Source organism: Ruegeria sp. BF12 (genome assembly GCF_056538705.1).
Window position 1 is genome coordinate 82,293 of record NZ_JBQFTP010000009.1, and the last position, 15,806, is coordinate 98,098.

The following is a 15,806-nucleotide window of genomic DNA, read 5'->3' on the forward strand; positions in this document are numbered from 1 at the left end:
ACGCTCTGCCGGGATGCTGGGCGCGGATTACTCCGGGATCACCACAGATGAGTCTTGCAGGAAAACTGGCACAGGAACGGCGCGCGCGCCTTGCGGCAGAACGGTTACTAGAAATGAAACAGGCGGAATTGTCTGCCGCCAACCGCAAACTGGGCCTGCACGCGATGGCGCTGACCAAGCGGATCGGAGAAACTCAGGCCGAGGTCGAAACGGTTCGGGATGAAAACGAAAAGGTCAAATCCGATCTGACGGTCGCAAACGCCAAAATCGAGGTGGCCGAGCGCCGGTTGTGGCATTCCATTCAGACTATTCAGGACGGGTTCGCATTTTTTGACGAGGAAGGCCGTCTTATTGGAGCCAATGCGGCATACCTGAGTGTGTTTGACGGGTTGGAAGAGGTCGCGCCGGGTGTCACCTATCCCCGGCTTCTTGAAATTCTGACGACCGAAGGGCTTGTCGATATCGGATCGGAAACTGCCTCCAGTTGGTGCGACAGGTTGCTGAAACGGTGGGCTGTTTTGAATCCTCAGCCCGAGGTCATACGATTATGGAACGGCCACTACATCAAGCTGATCGACCAACGGGGCCATGGCGGCGACGTCGTGAGCCTGGCCCTGAACATCACCGCATCAGTGCGCCACGAGGCCGAGTTGACCGCCGCCCGCGAACGGGCCGAGGCGGCAAACCGTGCCAAATCGGCTTTTCTGGCCAATATGAGCCACGAAATCCGAACCCCGATGAACGGCATCGTAGGCATGACCGAACTGATGTCCGAAACGCCTCTGGACGAAGAGCAACGGCTTTACCTGAACACCATCCGCAATTCGGGCGAAGCGCTGCTGGTCATCATCAACGACGTCCTGGATTACTCGAAGATCGAGGCTGACAAGCTGACCCTGCATCCGGAACAGTTCGATTTTGAACGCTGCATTCTTGAGGTCGCGATGCTGTTGCAACCCAGCGTTCGCGACAAAGGGCTGACGCTGCTGGTGGACTACGACCTGTTCCTGCCCACTTTGTTTGTGGGTGATCCCGGACGGGTCCGGCAGGTTCTGACCAATCTCGTCGGCAATGCGGTCAAATTCACCTCTGAGGGTCACGTCCTGATCCGTGTCACCGGCGTGCCCAACGCGGACACGCAGCCCTGCGACGTGCATGTCGCGATCGAGGACACGGGCATTGGCATCGATGAAGACAAGATCGGGCACATCTTTGGTGAATTCAATCAGGTCGAGGATGAACGAAACCGGGCGTTCGAGGGAACAGGTCTTGGTCTGGCCATCACCAAACGGCTGATCACGCTGATGGGCGGGTCCATCTGGGTAGAAAGCGATCCGGGTCAGGGCTCCTGTTTCGGGTTCCGGGTCTCGCTGCCTACAGCGGAGGGCCCGCAACCCGCTCCACCGGATCTCGATGGTCGCCTGCGCCACGTCATGATCGTCGAGAACCTGGCTGCCAACAGGGCGATATTGTCGAAACAACTGGGCCGGTTGGGATCGCAGGTGACGGTCTGCGCATCGGGTCGCGAGGCATTGGCCGAACTGGATGACAGCGTGGATCTTCTGCTGTGTGATCATGATCTGCCTGACATGGATGCGCTGGAACTGGCCGTCACGCTCAGAGATCGGGGATGGAGCGACCTACCGGTTGTGGTGATGTCGGCCAATCCCGGTGTCATTCACGCCCACCCGGCGCGTCATCTGATCGAAGGCGTTCTGCAAAAGCCGATTCCTCGGGCCGAGTTGTATGCGCGACTGATGGCGCTCGGAGGGCCGTCGCATGACACGTTTTCAGAAGGTATTCCGGTTATCAACCAGCCAAACCGGGCCGTGCAGGCGGCAAGCGCGCGTAAAATGCGCGTGCTTGCCGCCGAGGATAACCGGACCAACCAGTTGATCCTTCGAAAAATGGTCAAGGATTTGCACATCGACCTGCGGTTTGCCGGTGACGGAATCGAAGCGGTGCAAGAGCATCAGGACTTTGACCCCGACCTGATCTTCATGGACATCTCGATGCCGAAAATGGACGGCAAACAGGCGACGGAGGAAATCCGGCGGCGCGAGATTGAGACCGGTCGGCACGTTCCGATCGTTGCTTTAACAGCGCATGCGATGGCCGGGGACGATCAGGGTATTTTGTCGGCCGGACTGGATCACTACCTGACCAAGCCGTTGCAAAAGCAGAAGATTCATAAAATGATTTTGACGCACAGACCGGACGGTTGCTCTTCGGTCATTGCCGACGGCAGTCAGCCCGAATAGGGTGCGCTCATGACTGAAGATCGAGGTTTCCAGCCCCGCGCGTTGGGTGAGATTGCTATCCGCTGCGCCGATATGGGTACGATGGTTGAATTTTATGAAAACGTGATTGGGCTAAAGCGCCTGAGCGGGGATCATAACAGCGCGATTACCTTTTTTCAGATTGCACCGGGATTCGGCGGGCACACGCAGGTTCTGGCACTGTTTCATTACACCGCTGCGCCGCGGCCCGGGCTGCACCCAACAGGCCGGCAGAAACCGGCAACGGGCGGAGGGTCGTCGCTGCATCATATCGCCCTATCGCTGCCCTTTGACGAGCAGGAAGCGGTGATGCGCTGGTACGACAATATCGGCCAGCCGTACCGCGTCGAGCAGTTCGGCTGGATCGGCTGGCGTGGCATCTTCACCGAAGATCCCGAGGGCAACACTGTCGAACTAGTTGCCTACGACCCATCGATGCTGGATCAAGCCTGATAGGGGCGGAGAAAGACCGGTTTGTCCTCTTCCGACAGCTCGGGGCGGTACTCGTAGCCGCCGGTGTCGAAGTCCAGCAACCCTTTCGGATCGGTTAGCCGGTGCTGGATAATGTAACGCGCCATGGCTCCGCGTGCCTTCTTGGCGAAAAAGCTGACGATCTTGGGTGTGCCCCCTTTGTCTTCCATGAAAACAGGTGTGATGACCCTCAATTTCAGCGATTTAGGGTCTACTGCGCCGAAATATTCCTGGCTGGCGCAGTTCACCAGTACATCCGATCCGATCTGATCACCCTGCGTGTTCAGCGCTTTGCTCAACTGGTCGCGCCAGTACTCATACAGGTTCTTACCGCGCCGCGTTTTTAGTTTGCTGCCCATCTCCAGACGATAGGCCTGAATCGCGTCCAGCGGCCGCAGAACGCCATAAAGCCCAGACAAAATGCGCAGATGATCCTGTGCCCAAGCCATTTCTTCGGCGTCCAGCGAGGTCGCTTCAAGGCCCTGATAAGTGTCGCCGGCAAAAGCCAATGCCGCAGGGCGGGTTACTGCGGCTTCGGGCTCATCGGAAAAGGCGCGATACCGGTCGCGGTTCAGGCGCGCCAGATCATCGCTCAGATCCATCAGTTTTTTCAGATCACCCAGAGTCAGGTTGCGGGCGGTTTTCGACAAGCGGATGGCATCGTCCTGAAAGTCGGGCTGCGTGACCTCAACGTCCCGCTCTGCCCAGTCCAGCCGTTTGGCCGGGGAAATCACTACCAGCATATCCGCCCTCTTTCCTTGCCTGCTTCGGGGTATCTAGCCCGCCATGCGCAGCACGTCCAGAAAGGCGGCCCCAAACCTTTCGTGACGACGGTCGCCCAACAGTTTTTCCATCGCCTGGGGATCGTCCGTGCGCAACTGTGCGACTTTGGCAAGCTGCGAGGCCGAGCAGGTGAGCGGTTTGTCGATGCCATCCGGTCCGCGCGACAGTTGCGACTGCACTTCGAGCAACCGGTCATAGATCTCGCCCTGATCCCGACCGGCCAGTTTGCGTCGTGCGGGATGAACGGCCTCGACCGCGCCGGCGACGACTTCAAGAAACGTGTCGCCATAGCGTTCCAGTTTTTTTGCACCGACGCCCCCGATGCGGGCCATGTCGTCCAACGTTGCCGGGCGTTTCTCGGCCATCTCAATCAGTGTTCGGTCGGGGAAAATGACATAGGCCGGCACACGCGCGGATTCCGCCAGTGCACGCCGCTTGGACTTGAGCGCGGAGAGCAGCGGCGCGTCTTCTTCCGACACCATCATCTTGACGGCCGGTCGCCGTCCCGCTTTGCGCAGCGTGTCTTTGCGCAGATTGATCTGCGCCTCGCCTTTCAGGATCGGTTTGGCCGTCTCGGTCATGCGCAGCGCGCCGTGGCGTTCTGGGTCAGGTCGTACCAGATCGTGCCCCATCATCTGCCGGAAGATTGCCTGCCATTGGGGCCGCGACCAGTCCTTGCCGATCCCATAGGTCGAAAGCTCATCATGGCGGCGCGCGCGGATCTTGTCGGTTTCGTTTGCCAACAGGATATCGATCAGATGACCTGTTCCGAACCATTCCTCGGTGCGCAGGATCGCGGACAGGGCCATGCGGACCGGCGTGGTGCCGTCAAAAATCTCGGGTGGGCTGTCGCACAGATCGCATTTGCCGCAGGGCGTGGCTTCCTCACCAAAGTAACCCAGCAGAGTCTGACGGCGGCATTCCAGCGCCTCTGCCAATCCCAGCAGGGCGTTCAGCCGCGCATGGTCGGCCATGCGCCGTTCGGGTGGGGCCAGCCCTTCGTCGATCTGCGAGCGGCGCAGGCGGATATCGTCGGGCCCGAACAGGGTCAGGGTTTCGGCCGGCCCACCATCGCGTCCAGCGCGGCCGATTTCCTGATAATAGGCCTCGATGGATTTGGGCAGGTCGGCATGGGCGACCCAACGAATATCGGGCTTGTCGATCCCCATGCCGAAGGCCACCGTGGCGACCACGATCAGGCCGTCTTCGCGGGCAAAGCGGGTCTCGACGATGCGGCGATCTTCGGCCTCCATGCCGCCGTGATAATGGCAGGCTGAGTGTCCCTCGGCACGCAGGGCCTGCGCCAGAACTTCGGTCTTGTTGCGGGTCCCGCAATAAACAATGCCGGACTGGCCTTTGCGGGCTTCGGCGAAATCGAGGATCTGCTTGCGGGGGCCATCCTTGGCGGCAAACGCCAGGTGGATGTTGGGACGATCAAACCCGCGCAAAAATTTGTTGGGCGGAGCACCGTCGAACAGCTTTTCGACGATCTCATCCTGCGTCTCGGCGTCAGCCGTAGCTGTGAAGGCTGCCAAGGGCACGTTCAAAGCACGGCGCAGCTCTCCGATCCGCAAGTAATCGGGGCGAAAGTCATGGCCCCATTGGCTGACACAATGCGCCTCGTCCACGGCGATGAGGTTAACGTTGATCCGGCGCAGCATCCCCAGCGCCGACCCGGCCGCCAGGCGTTCAGGCGCCATGTATAGCAGTTTCAACCGTCCAGCTTCCAACGCCGCCCAAACGGCATCGGTTTCTTCCGGCGTGTTGCCCGAGGTCAGCGCCCCGGCCTCAACCCCAGCCTCCTGCAGTCCGCGCACCTGATCGCGCATCAGGGCGATCAGCGGTGAGATCACTACCGTTACGCCGTCGCGCATCAGTGCAGGCAGTTGATAACACAGGGATTTGCCGCCACCTGTCGGCATGATCGCCAACACATTTTCGCCAGCGGTCACGGCATCGACGATCTCTTCCTGACCGGGGCGGAAATCGTCGAATCCAAAGACATCTCGCAGCATAGGTGCGGCGTCGAACATGTGCGGGGTGGCCCTGTTTTAAGGTTTATCTGCTCTTAAGACAGGACCATCACATACTAAGAATCCGTGAACAAGGCCTCAGACGAAATACACCGCATTGTTGATCAGGATAATCCGCAGGGCATAAACGGCCACCAGTACGACCAGAGGTGTTAGGTCGAGCCCGCCCATATTGGGCAGCACCCGGCGGATCGGACCATAGATAGGCTCTAATATGCGGTTCAGCCCGTACCAGATTTGCGCAACCAGCTGCTGATGCAGGTTGAGAACCTGAAAATTGATCAGCCAGCTCATGATCACATGTGCCAGAATAATGAACCAGACAATGTCCAGGATCAGCAGAAGGATTTGGATCAGCGACAGCATGGGCACTCCGATTTCTAACTAGCTGAGACCTAAGCGCCTCTGTGGCAAAGAGCAAGTGCGCAACAATAGAACGCTTGCGAATTGGCCTAAAGACCCGTCTTATGACGGCAACGATAAAACAGGGGCAGGCATGGCAGAGATTTCCAAGCGCAAGCGCATCTGGGGCTGGTGGTTTTTCGATTGGGCCAGCCAGCCGTACCACACTCTGCTTGTCACCTTTGTTTTCGGTCCATACTTCGCCGGGGTAGCGGCCTGGTATTTTGCGGAAACCGGTCTGGATGCCGAAGCTGCAGCCGCGCGGGCGCAGACGGTCTGGGCCAACTGCCTGACGATCACCGGGCTGATCATTGCGTTTGGCGCGCCTTTACTGGGGGCCATGGCCGATGTCTCGGGTCGGCGCATCCCGTGGATTTTTGCCTTTTCGGTCATGTATGCGGTGGGCTCTGCGGCATTGTGGTACACGCTGCCGGACGGGTCGAACATGTGGCTGATGCTGTCGGCTTTTGGCCTGGGCTTTGTCGGTGCCGAATACGCGCTGATCTTCATCAATTCGCAGTTGCCCGATCTGGGCGACGACAACGAGGTTGGTGAGATTTCAGGTTCCGGCTTTGCTTTCGGCTATTTTGGCGGGCTGATTTCCCTCGCGATCATGCTGGCGCTGTTCGTTGAGCAGGCCAACGGCAAAACCCTGATCGGGATGGATCCGATGTTTGGGCTGGATGCCTCAACCCAGCAGGGCACACGTTTTGTCGGCCTGTTCACGGCAGGGTGGTTCGTTCTTTTCATGATCCCGTATTTCCTGTGGGTCCGGGACGATGAACCCACGGACAAGAAAGGCAGCGTGGGGGAAGCGCTGAGCCTGCTGGCCAAGTCGATCTCAAACCTGCGTCACCGGATTAGCCTGGCCAGCTATCTGGGTTCGTCGATGTTTTATCGCGACGCGCTGAACGGGCTTTACAGCTTTGGCGGCGTGTATGCGCGGCTGGTGCTGGAATGGGATCTGATCAAGATCGGAATCTTTGGCATTGTCAGCGTGCTGGCCGCCGCCGCGTTTTCCTGGGTTGGCGGTAAGCTGGACAAGAAGTACGGCCCTAAACCGGTGATTTTGGTGGCCATCTGGGTGTTGATCTTTGTCTGCACAACCATTGTGTCGATGGACCGGACGCAGATCTTTGGCATTTCCCTGCCCGAAGGGTCCGGCCTGCCGGATCTGGTGTTCTTCGGTTGCGGCGTTCTGATTGGCGGCATGGGCGGTATTTTGCAGTCGGCCAGCCGTTCGATGATGGTGCGGCATACCGATCCTGAGGCACCGGTTGAAAGCTTCGGCCTCTATGGCCTGTCGGGTCGTGCGACCGCGTTTGCCGCCCCTTTGCTGATCGGGATTGCCACAACGGCGACGGGCAGCGCGAGACTGGGGGTGTCACCAATCGTTCTGTTGTTTATTCTTGGACTATTCCTGATGCGCTGGGTGAAACCGGAAGGGGATCAGAGCAGATGATAATACTACGTTTTTTAGCAATACTGGCAACAATTGCCCTGGCGAACACAACCTCGGCACAGCCCTTGGCAAAGCAGTTGTTCGGGGCTCAGAAGGCAAGTTCACAGCAAAAACCGGCCGCCTTCGGCAGTTATTCGCGCGGATGCGCGGCGGGTTCGGTCCAATTGCCCGAAACCGGGCCGACATGGCAGGCGATGCGGCTGTCGCGCAACCGCAACTGGGGACATCCGGCAGCGATTGACTATGTACAGGACCTCAGCCGGTTTGCGGCCAACCAGCCGGGGTGGAATGGTCTCTATATTGGGGATATCAGCCAACCGCGCGGTGGGCCGATGACCTCGGGCCACCGCTCGCATCAGTTGGGTCTGGACATCGATATCTGGATGCTGCCCGGCGACAACATGCGCCTTTCGCGGAAGGCGCGCGAGAATATCTCATCCATTTCGCTGCGCCGGTCCAACGGGGCATTCGTGAACCAAAACTGGACCAAACAGCACCATGCGGTGCTGCGCGAGGCGGCCAAGGACAAACGGGTCGCGCGGATATTCGTGTTTCCCGGTGCCAAGGTCGAAATGTGCAAGAATGAGAAGGGCAATCGCGCCTATCTGCGCAAGATCAGGCCCTGGTGGGGGCATCACTACCATTTCCACGTGCGGCTGAAGTGCCCGCGGGGATCCGGCGGTTGCGTTAACCAGGATCCTCCGCCAAAAGGCGATGGCTGTGCCGAGGCGCAGCAATGGGTGAACAACATTCTCAACCCGCCCCCGCCTGACCCGAACGCCCCTGCACCTAAGCCACGACGGGAATACCGATTGGCCGATCTACCTCAGCAATGCGCACAAGTTCTACAATCCAACTGATCGTCGCAGTACTGCTGGCCAGTGCAGTTTGGGCCGTCGATAACAGGGCGGCCAGCCCACTGAGCAGTTTCACCTGGCGTCACACGGCCGAGTGGTTTGGCGGGTTCTCCGCCATCCACCTCGCGAATGGCGGTCGCGACATGATCGCCGTGACCGATCGGGCGAAACTGGTAACCGCCCGAGTGGATCGCGAGGATGGTAGAATTGTAGACATCCAAATCACCGGGCACTGGCCGCTTCTTTCCAGCACAGGTCGGAAGCTGACCAAACGCAATGGAGACTCTGAGGGCATAGCCGTTGCGCCGGATGGTGGTCTTTTTATCTCGTTCGAAGGTACGCACCGCGTGGCCTATTACTCGGCTCCGGGTGCATGGGCGCAGGTTTTACCACGCCCCAAAGTGTTCGACGGCTTTGAAGTCAACGGGTCGCTCGAAGCTTTGGCAATCGATAAATCCGGTCATCTTTTCACGATGCCCGAGGAAAACCGCACGAACGACGGCGATATTCCGGTCTATCGATGGGACGGGCAATCATGGTCGACACCTTTTGTCTTGCCGCAACGGGGAAAATTCCTGCCGGTTGCTGCCGATTTCGGCCCCGACGGCAGGCTTTACGTACTGGAACGCGACGTCGGCTGGACCGGATTCCGCTCGCGACTTCGCCGATGGCAGGTCGACGGAGATACCCTGCGCGCTGAAGAGGTTGTGTTTCAATCGGGAACCGGCGCGCATGACAATCTTGAGGGGGTGTCGATCTGGCGCGACGATCAGGGCAGTTTGCGCGCGACGATGGTGTCAGATGACAACTTTCTGGCGCTGCAACGCACAGAACTGGTCGAATTTCTTCTGCCCGATTGACTTGGCAAAACCAAAGGTCTAAACGCACGGCTTGCCTTGGGATGAGCCCGGGGCCAAGTCGCCGCTACCTTGTCAAAACGGGCATCTGAAAATGCAACGCGCTTACATACCCGGCATCATTGCCATGGCCGCCATTGTTGTGGCCTCGAACATTCTGGTCCAGTTTCTGCTGCTTGATGGTCTTTTGACCTGGGGCGCATTTACCTATCCGTTGGCCTTCCTCGTCAACGACATAATGAATCGCGTCTATGGTGTAGGCCCGGCCCGCAAAGTTGTGTTTGCCGGTTTTCTGACAGGTGTCGTCTGCTCGCTGATCGGAACGCAAATCATGCTTCAGGGCGACGGATTTACCTATGCCGCTGTGCCTTTGCGTGTCGCCGTTGCATCCGGTACCGCATTCCTGATCGCACAGCTGACTGACATCACGGTATTCAATTCCCTGCGTGGCGGTCGCTGGTGGCGTGCCCCGTTGGCGTCGACTCTGGTAGGGTCTGCGCTGGACACCACGCTGTTCTTTGTCATCGCCTTTTCGGCCTCGGTCACGATTTTCGGCGCAGATGCTGACGCGGCAATCAGCTGGGCGTGGGAGCCTGTGCCCTTCATGCTGACCGGCCCGATGGCACCCTTGTGGGTAACGCTGGCTTTTGCGGATTGGCTGGTGAAACTGTCGCTGGCCCTGATCGCGCTGATCCCGTTCAAGCTGATCGTTGCGCGGTTGACCGCCCAGCCCGCGTAAAAAAAACGCTTTGCGTTTTGCGCAACTCGTGGCACGATTCCGGGTAACGGAAACAGTTTGAAAGGAGGTGATCCAATGTCGAGAAAGGGATTGGAGAGAGGTGTTGGAACAACCGGGGGGATCGCCTGTTAAGGCAGCCCTTGGCGGAGCGCTCGCTCCGGCTGGTCGATTGATCTAACCGACCCAACCTCCTGAGCTTTCGAAGGGCCGTCCCATATGGGGCGGCCCTTTTTGTTTTTCTTTCAAGACTGTAAAGTCACGCTTATGTTGCGCATTACCGACGATATCACCCTGCAGGACTGGGAAATGACCGAGAGCTTTATCCGCTCGTCGGGCCCCGGCGGGCAGAACGTGAATAAGGTGTCTACTGCCGTCGAACTGCGGTTCGAGGCGGCGCGCTCGCCCTCATTGCCCGATCCGGTCAAGTCGCGGCTGAAACGGCTGGCAGGGCGGCGCTGGACCAAAGAGGGCGCAATCATCATTCAATGCGACGAAACCCGCAGTCAGGCGCGCAACCGTGAAATAGCCCGCAACCGGCTGGCTGAGCTCATCGTCCGCGCTACGGTTAAACCCAAGCGCCGTATCGCCACCAAACCCACATATGGTTCGGTCAAGCGGCGTCTGGCTTCCAAAAAGGCTCGGTCGGACGTCAAAGCCCTGCGTGGCAAGGTCTCCGAAGATTGATCTGGTATCTTTGCGGTGCTTCGCTACTTTGATCTGGCGCAGCTGTAAGAGGACAAGATCATGAGGTTAGAGGGAAAAACCGCAATCGTAACCGGTAGTGCTTCTGGTTTTGGTGCCGGTATCGCACGGAAGTTCCTGTCCGAAGGCGCACGCGTCATGATCGCAGACATCAACGGCGATGCGGCCGAAGTGCAGGCCAATCAGCTGGGCCCGAACGCTTTTGCGCACCAGGTCGATCTGGCCAATGGCCCGTCGGTACAAGGCATGGCGGACGCGGCTTTTGACCGGCTTGGGCATCTCGACATTCTGGTGAACAACGCCGGGGTCACTCATATGCCGACCCCGCTTGAGGATGTGAGCGAAGAGGATTTCGACCGTGTGTTCAACGTGAACATGAAGTCCGTTTACCTGACTGCGCGTGCACTAGTGCCACATATGAAATCTCGGGGCTCTGGGGCGATCCTGAACGTTGCCTCGACTGCTGGGCTGTCGCCGCGTCCGAACCTCAACTGGTACAACGCCTCCAAGGGTTGGATGATCACCGCTACCAAGACCATGGCGGTTGAATTGGCCCCATCGGGGGTCCGGGTGAATGCGATCTGTCCGGTGGCAGGGGAAACGCCGCTGCTCAAATCCTTTATGGGAGAAGACACGCCAGAAATGCGCGCAAAATTCCTTTCGACAATCCCACTGGGCCGCTTTTCAACGCCCGAAGACATGGCAAATGCGGCCTGCTTCCTATGTTCCGATGAGGCCAGCATGATCACCGGCGCCGCGCTAGAGGTCGACGGTGGCCGCTGTATCTGATCCGCTCTTCATCTGGCCAAAAATACCTCCGCCGGGGGCAGCGCGCCCGCGCGCTTTCCGGCCCCAACGTCAAAGATAGCGATGACCCCCGGACCCCGAAACCTAATCACCGATGTCCCTGGCCTGCTGGTCGGGAACGCACAGGACGACACGCTGAAATCCGGAACCACGGTACTCACGGCGGAGGACCCCTTTATGGCGTCTGTTCACGTCATGGGCGGCGCGCCCGGAACGCGGGAAACCGACTTGCTGGCTCCGGACAAATCGGTCTCGCGGGTTGATGCGATTGTTCTGTCGGGCGGTTCGGCATTTGGATTGGACGCCTGTTCCGGGGTATCCGAGGGATTGCACGGGCAGGGTCGCGGTTTTCAGGTTGGCAACGCGGTTGTTCCCATCGTGCCCGGCGCGATCCTGTTTGATCTGCTGAACGGCGGTGACAAGGCATGGAGCAAAAACCCCTATCGCGCCCTTGGACGCAAGGCCTTCGACGCCGCCGCCGAAGTGTTCGATCTGGGAACCGCAGGTGCAGGCACCGGGGCACTGGCCGCTATGCACAAAGGCGGGCTGGGGTCGGCCTCGATCGTGATGGAGAACGGCGTCACAGTTGGCGCATTGGTTGCAGCCAATCCGCTGGGCAGCGTTACCACTCCCGGAGACCGCCATTTCTGGGCAGCCCCGTTTGAAATCGGGGATGAATTCGGCGGATTAGGGTCTGATTCCGCCACCGGTCTTGGTCGCACGGTCGACAGCCGCAAGGCGAAGGCGATGCGACCTGCCGAACCGGATAAGGGCAACACTACCATCGCCATTGTTGCCACGGATGCGGCATTGACCAAACCGCAGTGCCAGCGGCTGGCCGTGGCGGCACATGATGGCATCGCGCGGGCCATTGTTCCCGCGCACACGCCGGGCGACGGCGATCTGGTGTTTGGTGTCAGTACCGGTGCACGGAAAATTGAGACGGACGCGAATCTGGGCCTTCTGGGACATGCGGCCTCACTGTGCCTTGCGCGGGCCATTGCGCGGGCGGTGTATCTGGCCTCGCCGGCAGCGGGCGATCTTTTGCCCTGTTGGTCGGATTACATGACTTAAGTTAAGGACGGCCTATATGCCGCAGTGGCACAGTGCCCTCGCGCGGCAATCTGCGCGTTGACTCTTTTTTGCGCCGACGGTCCATTCGGTGCAGCCAATTCGTATCGGAGCAAAAGCTATGAATCGCATCCTCGCGACCGCAATCGTCGGCCTTCTGGCCCTTCCCGCATATGCAGAAGGTGACGCTGACGCCGGCCAGAAGACCTTCAACAAGTGTAAATCCTGCCACCAGATTGCTGACCCGGAAGGTGAAGTAATCGTCAAAGGCGGTAAGACCGGTCCAAACCTCTACGGAATCGCCGGCCGGACTGCCGGAACCGTCGAAGGGTTCAAATATGGCGACAGCATCGTTGCCGCAGGCGAAAACGGCCTGGTCTGGGACGAGGCCACCTTTGTGGAATATGCTCAGGACCCCAAAGCGTTCCTGAAAGATTATCTGGGTGAAACCTCGGCCAAGTCCAAGATGACATTCAAGCTGAAGAAGGGTGCCGAAGACGTCTACGCCTATATCGTCAGCGTTTCCGGCGAATAACGCCTGAGATTTCGCACCTCATGAGGTTACAAAAGGCCGCAGCCCCTGCGGCCTTTCGTGCGCTTGATAACCTTGTGGATCAGCGCCACCTTGGTCGCGCGCAGTTTTTCATGCATCGCACGCATGGCTTCGCAGAGCCAAGCCGAACCGGCCGCAGCCAATTTCGAAGGTCTGGCCCTTCAGGCGGATCGGCAGCAGGAGACGACAGATGGGAATCATGATCCCGGCCTGGGTTGATGGCGAGTTGACCCCCGTAGACAAGCTTGAGGCGCATGAAAAGGGCCTGCGGCACAAGGCGGTGTCGGTCTTCGTGGTGCGCGGCACCGAGATTCTGCTGCAGCGCCGGGCCATGGGCAAATATCACACCCCGGGTCTTTGGGCGAATACGTGCTGCACCCATCCCGACTGGGGTGAGACGCCCTCGGAATGCGCGGTGCGGCGTTTGAAGGAAGAATTGGGGATCACCGGCCTTTACCCGGAATACCGACACCGGCTGGAATATCACGCCGATGTCGGCAACAACATGATCGAGCACGAAGTGGTCGACATTTTTCTGGCGCATGTCCGTGGCCCGTTGAAAATCGAGCCTAATCCGGAAGAAGTCATGGATATCCGATGGACCGACTACCACGATCTTCTGGCCGAAGTGCAGCGCCACCCCGAGCGCTTTACGCCGTGGCTCAAGATCTATCTGCACAATCACGCCGACACGATTTTCGGCCCCGATCTGATTATCTCGGCCAAGTCCTGACGGCTACGCCTTGCAAGGGCCGCCCAAGCGGCATAAATCAACGCGTCATGGCCAAGCAAAAGCAGAAGACTGACCCGAATTACAAAGTCATCGCCGAAAACCGGCGTGCCCGCTTCGATTATGCGATCGAAGAGGATATCGAGTGCGGCATCGTGCTGGAAGGGTCCGAGGTCAAATCCTTGCGCGCAGGCGGGTCGAACATTGCCGAAAGCTATGCCTCGGTCGATGACGGAGAGCTGTGGCTGATCAACAGCTATATCGCACCCTATGAGCAGGCGAAGGTCTTCAAGCACGAAGAACGTCGCCGTCGCAAACTGCTGGTGTCCCGCAAAGAGCTGTCGAATCTGTGGAACGCGACCCAGCGCAAAGGCATGACGCTGGTACCGCTGGTTTTGTATTTCAACCACAAGGGCCGGGCGAAGCTGAAAATCGGCATCGCAAAGGGCAAGAAGCTGCACGACAAGCGCGAGACTCAGGCCAAGCGCGACTGGTCACGTCAGAAACAGCGGTTGATGAAGGATCACAGCTGATCCTTCATTTCTCTCAGAACGCCATTGCGGCGGAAACGGCGCGTTTCCAGCGATCATAGGCGGCGTCACGTTCTTCGGTGGATAGTTCTGGTTTGAACCGGCGGTCCAACTTCCAGGTTTCCGAGAAACCTTGTTGGTCCGGGTAAATGCCGGACTGCATCCCGGCCAGCCACGCCGCGCCCAGAGCCGTTGTTTCCTGCATCACCGGCCGGTCGACTTCAGCCCCCAGGTAATCTGACAAGCCCTGCATAGCCCAATCCGAAGCGCTGGCGCCCCCGTCTACACGCAAGGTGACGTCGGTATCCGCGCCCCAGTCGCCCTGCATGGCATGCCACAGGTCGCGAGTTTGGTAGGCGATGCTTTCCAGTGTGGCTTTGGCGAACTCGGCGCGGCCCGAGTTGCGGGTCAGTCCGAAGACCGCACCACGGCAGTCGGGTTTCCAATAGGGCGCGCCGAGGCCGGTGAACGCGGGCACAAGAACAACATGCTGGTTCGGGTCGGCCTGCTGCGCCAGCTCGCCGCTTTCCGGGGCGGTTTCGATGATTTGCAGCGCGTCACGCAGCCATTGCACCGCAGCGCCCGCCACAAAGATCGAGCCTTCCAGCGCATAGGTCCGTTTGCCGTCCAGCTGATAGGCAATCGTGGTCAGCAGGCGGTTTTTCGATTCAACCGGCTTGTCGCCCGTGTTCAGCAGCGCGAAACACCCCGTGCCGTAGGTCGATTTCATCATGCCGGGTTGGAAACAGGCCTGCCCGATCGTGGCCGCTTGCTGATCCCCTGCCACGCCCAAAATCGGGATATTTCCCCCAAATAGAGTCGTTTCTCCGAAATCCGAGGCGCAATCATGCACCTCGGGCAGCATGCTCATCGGCACGTCCAGTAGGTCGCAAATCTCGTTGCTCCACGTGCCTTTGTGGATGTCGAACAGTAGGGTCCGGGCCGCGTTGGTCGCGTCGGTGGCGTGACTGCGGCCTTCGGTCAGGCGCCAGATCAGAAAGCTGTCGATGGTGCCGAACAATAGCTCTCCGGCCTCGGCCCGTTCCCGTGCGCCGGGAACAGTGTCGAGCAGCCATTTGACCTTGGTGCCCGAGAAATAGGGGTCCAGAAGCAGCCCGGTCTGGCCGGTCACATCATCCTCGCACCCGGCCTGTTTGTAGCGGGCGCAAATCTCGGCGGTCCGGCGGTCCTGCCAGACGATGGCATTGTGAACGGGCTCACCTGTGGCGCGATCCCAGACCACAGTGGTTTCGCGCTGGTTTGTGATGCCGATACCGGCGATCTGATCGGGTGTGACGCCAGTGGTTTCCATCACCTCGCGGCAGACGGCCAGCACACTGGTCCAGATTTCCTCGGCGTCGTGTTCGACCCAGCCTTCTTGTGGGAAGTGCTGGGTGAATTCCTGCTGCGCCGTGCCTGCGCGCTGCATGTCTGCGTCGAACAGAATTGCCCGCGATGATGTGGTGCCCTGATCAATGGCAAGAATATAGGTCACGCCTGCGCCCCTCCCGTGTCGTTTTGCGGGACTTT

At 59.3% G+C, this 15,806-nt stretch carries 16 protein-coding genes; 12 read left to right on the top strand and 4 right to left on the bottom strand.

What is annotated here, in order from left to right; translation table 11 throughout:
* Positions 1-47: 47 nt before the first annotated feature.
* Both ACR0J0_RS14815 and ACR0J0_RS14820 read left to right on the top strand, forming a co-directional pair.
* Positions 48-2,261, top strand: coding sequence for a response regulator (locus tag ACR0J0_RS14815; RefSeq protein ID WP_480664924.1), 2,214 nt, complete (start codon positions 48-50; stop codon positions 2,259-2,261).
* Positions 2,262-2,270: 9 nt separating this feature from the next.
* Complete coding sequence (locus ACR0J0_RS14820) at positions 2,271-2,732, top strand: VOC family protein (protein ID WP_480664925.1); 462 nt, start codon at positions 2,271-2,273, stop codon at positions 2,730-2,732.
* Here ACR0J0_RS14820 and yaaA read toward each other — a convergent pair.
* From yaaA to ACR0J0_RS14835, 3 genes are all read right to left on the bottom strand, one after another.
* Positions 2,723-3,493: a peroxide stress protein YaaA gene (gene yaaA / locus ACR0J0_RS14825; protein ID WP_480664926.1), complete on the bottom strand. Its 771-nt coding sequence runs from the start codon at positions 3,491-3,493 to the stop codon at positions 2,723-2,725. The two genes, ACR0J0_RS14820 and yaaA, sit on opposite strands and share 10 nt — an antisense overlap.
* A gap of 33 nt (positions 3,494-3,526) precedes the next feature.
* Entirely contained in the window at positions 3,527-5,566 is a 2,040-nt protein-coding gene (gene recQ, locus ACR0J0_RS14830; protein WP_480664927.1) for a DNA helicase RecQ, read from the bottom strand.
* Between the two features lie 78 nt (positions 5,567-5,644).
* Positions 5,645-5,932: a YggT family protein gene (locus tag ACR0J0_RS14835; RefSeq protein ID WP_239343434.1), complete on the bottom strand. Its 288-nt coding sequence runs from the start codon at positions 5,930-5,932 to the stop codon at positions 5,645-5,647.
* A 130-nt stretch (positions 5,933-6,062) separates the two neighbouring features.
* Between ACR0J0_RS14835 and ACR0J0_RS14840 the strand changes: the two genes are divergently transcribed.
* The 10 genes from ACR0J0_RS14840 to smpB all read left to right on the top strand — a co-directional run bounded on the left by ACR0J0_RS14840 (position 6,063) and on the right by smpB (position 14,279).
* Positions 6,063-7,430, top strand: coding sequence for an MFS transporter (locus tag ACR0J0_RS14840; protein WP_480664928.1), 1,368 nt, complete (start codon positions 6,063-6,065; stop codon positions 7,428-7,430).
* Positions 7,427-8,290, top strand: a complete 864-nt coding sequence (mepA, locus tag ACR0J0_RS14845; RefSeq protein WP_480664929.1) for a penicillin-insensitive murein endopeptidase — start codon at positions 7,427-7,429, stop codon at positions 8,288-8,290. Before ACR0J0_RS14840 ends, mepA begins: the two co-directional genes overlap by 4 nt.
* Complete coding sequence (locus tag ACR0J0_RS14850) at positions 8,263-9,147, top strand: esterase-like activity of phytase family protein (RefSeq protein WP_480664930.1); 885 nt, start codon at positions 8,263-8,265, stop codon at positions 9,145-9,147. Before mepA ends, ACR0J0_RS14850 begins: the two co-directional genes overlap by 28 nt.
* Before the next feature lie 91 nt (positions 9,148-9,238).
* A complete protein-coding gene (locus tag ACR0J0_RS14855) occupies positions 9,239-9,883 on the top strand; it encodes a queuosine precursor transporter (RefSeq protein ID WP_480664931.1) in 645 nt (214 codons plus the stop codon).
* A 264-nt stretch (positions 9,884-10,147) separates the two neighbouring features.
* The gene (gene arfB, locus ACR0J0_RS14860) at positions 10,148-10,567 is read left to right on the top strand and encodes an alternative ribosome rescue aminoacyl-tRNA hydrolase ArfB (RefSeq protein ID WP_480664932.1); all 420 of its coding nucleotides are present in this window, start codon (positions 10,148-10,150) and stop codon (positions 10,565-10,567) included.
* A gap of 60 nt (positions 10,568-10,627) precedes the next feature.
* Positions 10,628-11,374, top strand: coding sequence for an SDR family oxidoreductase (locus ACR0J0_RS14865; RefSeq protein ID WP_480664933.1), 747 nt, complete (start codon positions 10,628-10,630; stop codon positions 11,372-11,374).
* An 81-nt stretch (positions 11,375-11,455) separates the two neighbouring features.
* Positions 11,456-12,466, top strand: coding sequence for a P1 family peptidase (locus tag ACR0J0_RS14870; RefSeq protein ID WP_480664934.1), 1,011 nt, complete (start codon positions 11,456-11,458; stop codon positions 12,464-12,466).
* Between the two features lie 118 nt (positions 12,467-12,584).
* Entirely contained in the window at positions 12,585-12,998 is a 414-nt protein-coding gene (locus ACR0J0_RS14875; RefSeq protein WP_480664935.1) for a c-type cytochrome, read from the top strand.
* 208 nt (positions 12,999-13,206) lie between these two features.
* Complete coding sequence (idi, locus tag ACR0J0_RS14880; RefSeq protein ID WP_239343416.1) at positions 13,207-13,749, top strand: isopentenyl-diphosphate Delta-isomerase; 543 nt, start codon at positions 13,207-13,209, stop codon at positions 13,747-13,749.
* 47 nt (positions 13,750-13,796) lie between these two features.
* Entirely contained in the window at positions 13,797-14,279 is a 483-nt protein-coding gene (smpB, locus tag ACR0J0_RS14885) for an SsrA-binding protein SmpB (RefSeq protein WP_170382128.1), read from the top strand.
* 13 nt (positions 14,280-14,292) lie between these two features.
* On the opposite strand, the gene glpK is transcribed toward smpB, so the two are convergent.
* Positions 14,293-15,771, bottom strand: coding sequence for a glycerol kinase GlpK (gene glpK, locus ACR0J0_RS14890; protein WP_480664936.1), 1,479 nt, complete (start codon positions 15,769-15,771; stop codon positions 14,293-14,295).
* Positions 15,772-15,806 lie beyond the last annotated feature (35 nt).

Bases quoted from the DNA above. Each gene is read 5' to 3' on its own strand.
- ACR0J0_RS14815 (WP_480664924.1), top strand. From the start codon at position 48: ATGAGTCTTGCAGGAAAACTGGCACAGGAACGGCGCGCGCGCCTTGCG.
- ACR0J0_RS14820 (WP_480664925.1), top strand. From the start codon at position 2,271: ATGACTGAAGATCGAGGTTTCCAGCCCCGCGCGTTGGGTGAGATTGCT.
- yaaA (WP_480664926.1), bottom strand. From the start codon at position 3,493: ATGCTGGTAGTGATTTCCCCGGCCAAACGGCTGGACTGGGCAGAGCGG.
- recQ (WP_480664927.1), bottom strand. From the start codon at position 5,566: ATGTTCGACGCCGCACCTATGCTGCGAGATGTCTTTGGATTCGACGAT.
- ACR0J0_RS14835 (WP_239343434.1), bottom strand. From the start codon at position 5,932: ATGCTGTCGCTGATCCAAATCCTTCTGCTGATCCTGGACATTGTCTGG.
- ACR0J0_RS14840 (WP_480664928.1), top strand. From the start codon at position 6,063: ATGGCAGAGATTTCCAAGCGCAAGCGCATCTGGGGCTGGTGGTTTTTC.
- mepA (WP_480664929.1), top strand. From the start codon at position 7,427: ATGATAATACTACGTTTTTTAGCAATACTGGCAACAATTGCCCTGGCG.
- ACR0J0_RS14850 (WP_480664930.1), top strand. From the start codon at position 8,263: ATGCGCACAAGTTCTACAATCCAACTGATCGTCGCAGTACTGCTGGCC.
- ACR0J0_RS14855 (WP_480664931.1), top strand. From the start codon at position 9,239: ATGCAACGCGCTTACATACCCGGCATCATTGCCATGGCCGCCATTGTT.
- arfB (WP_480664932.1), top strand. From the start codon at position 10,148: ATGTTGCGCATTACCGACGATATCACCCTGCAGGACTGGGAAATGACC.
- ACR0J0_RS14865 (WP_480664933.1), top strand. From the start codon at position 10,628: ATGAGGTTAGAGGGAAAAACCGCAATCGTAACCGGTAGTGCTTCTGGT.
- ACR0J0_RS14870 (WP_480664934.1), top strand. From the start codon at position 11,456: ATGACCCCCGGACCCCGAAACCTAATCACCGATGTCCCTGGCCTGCTG.
- ACR0J0_RS14875 (WP_480664935.1), top strand. From the start codon at position 12,585: ATGAATCGCATCCTCGCGACCGCAATCGTCGGCCTTCTGGCCCTTCCC.
- idi (WP_239343416.1), top strand. From the start codon at position 13,207: ATGGGAATCATGATCCCGGCCTGGGTTGATGGCGAGTTGACCCCCGTA.
- smpB (WP_170382128.1), top strand. From the start codon at position 13,797: ATGGCCAAGCAAAAGCAGAAGACTGACCCGAATTACAAAGTCATCGCC.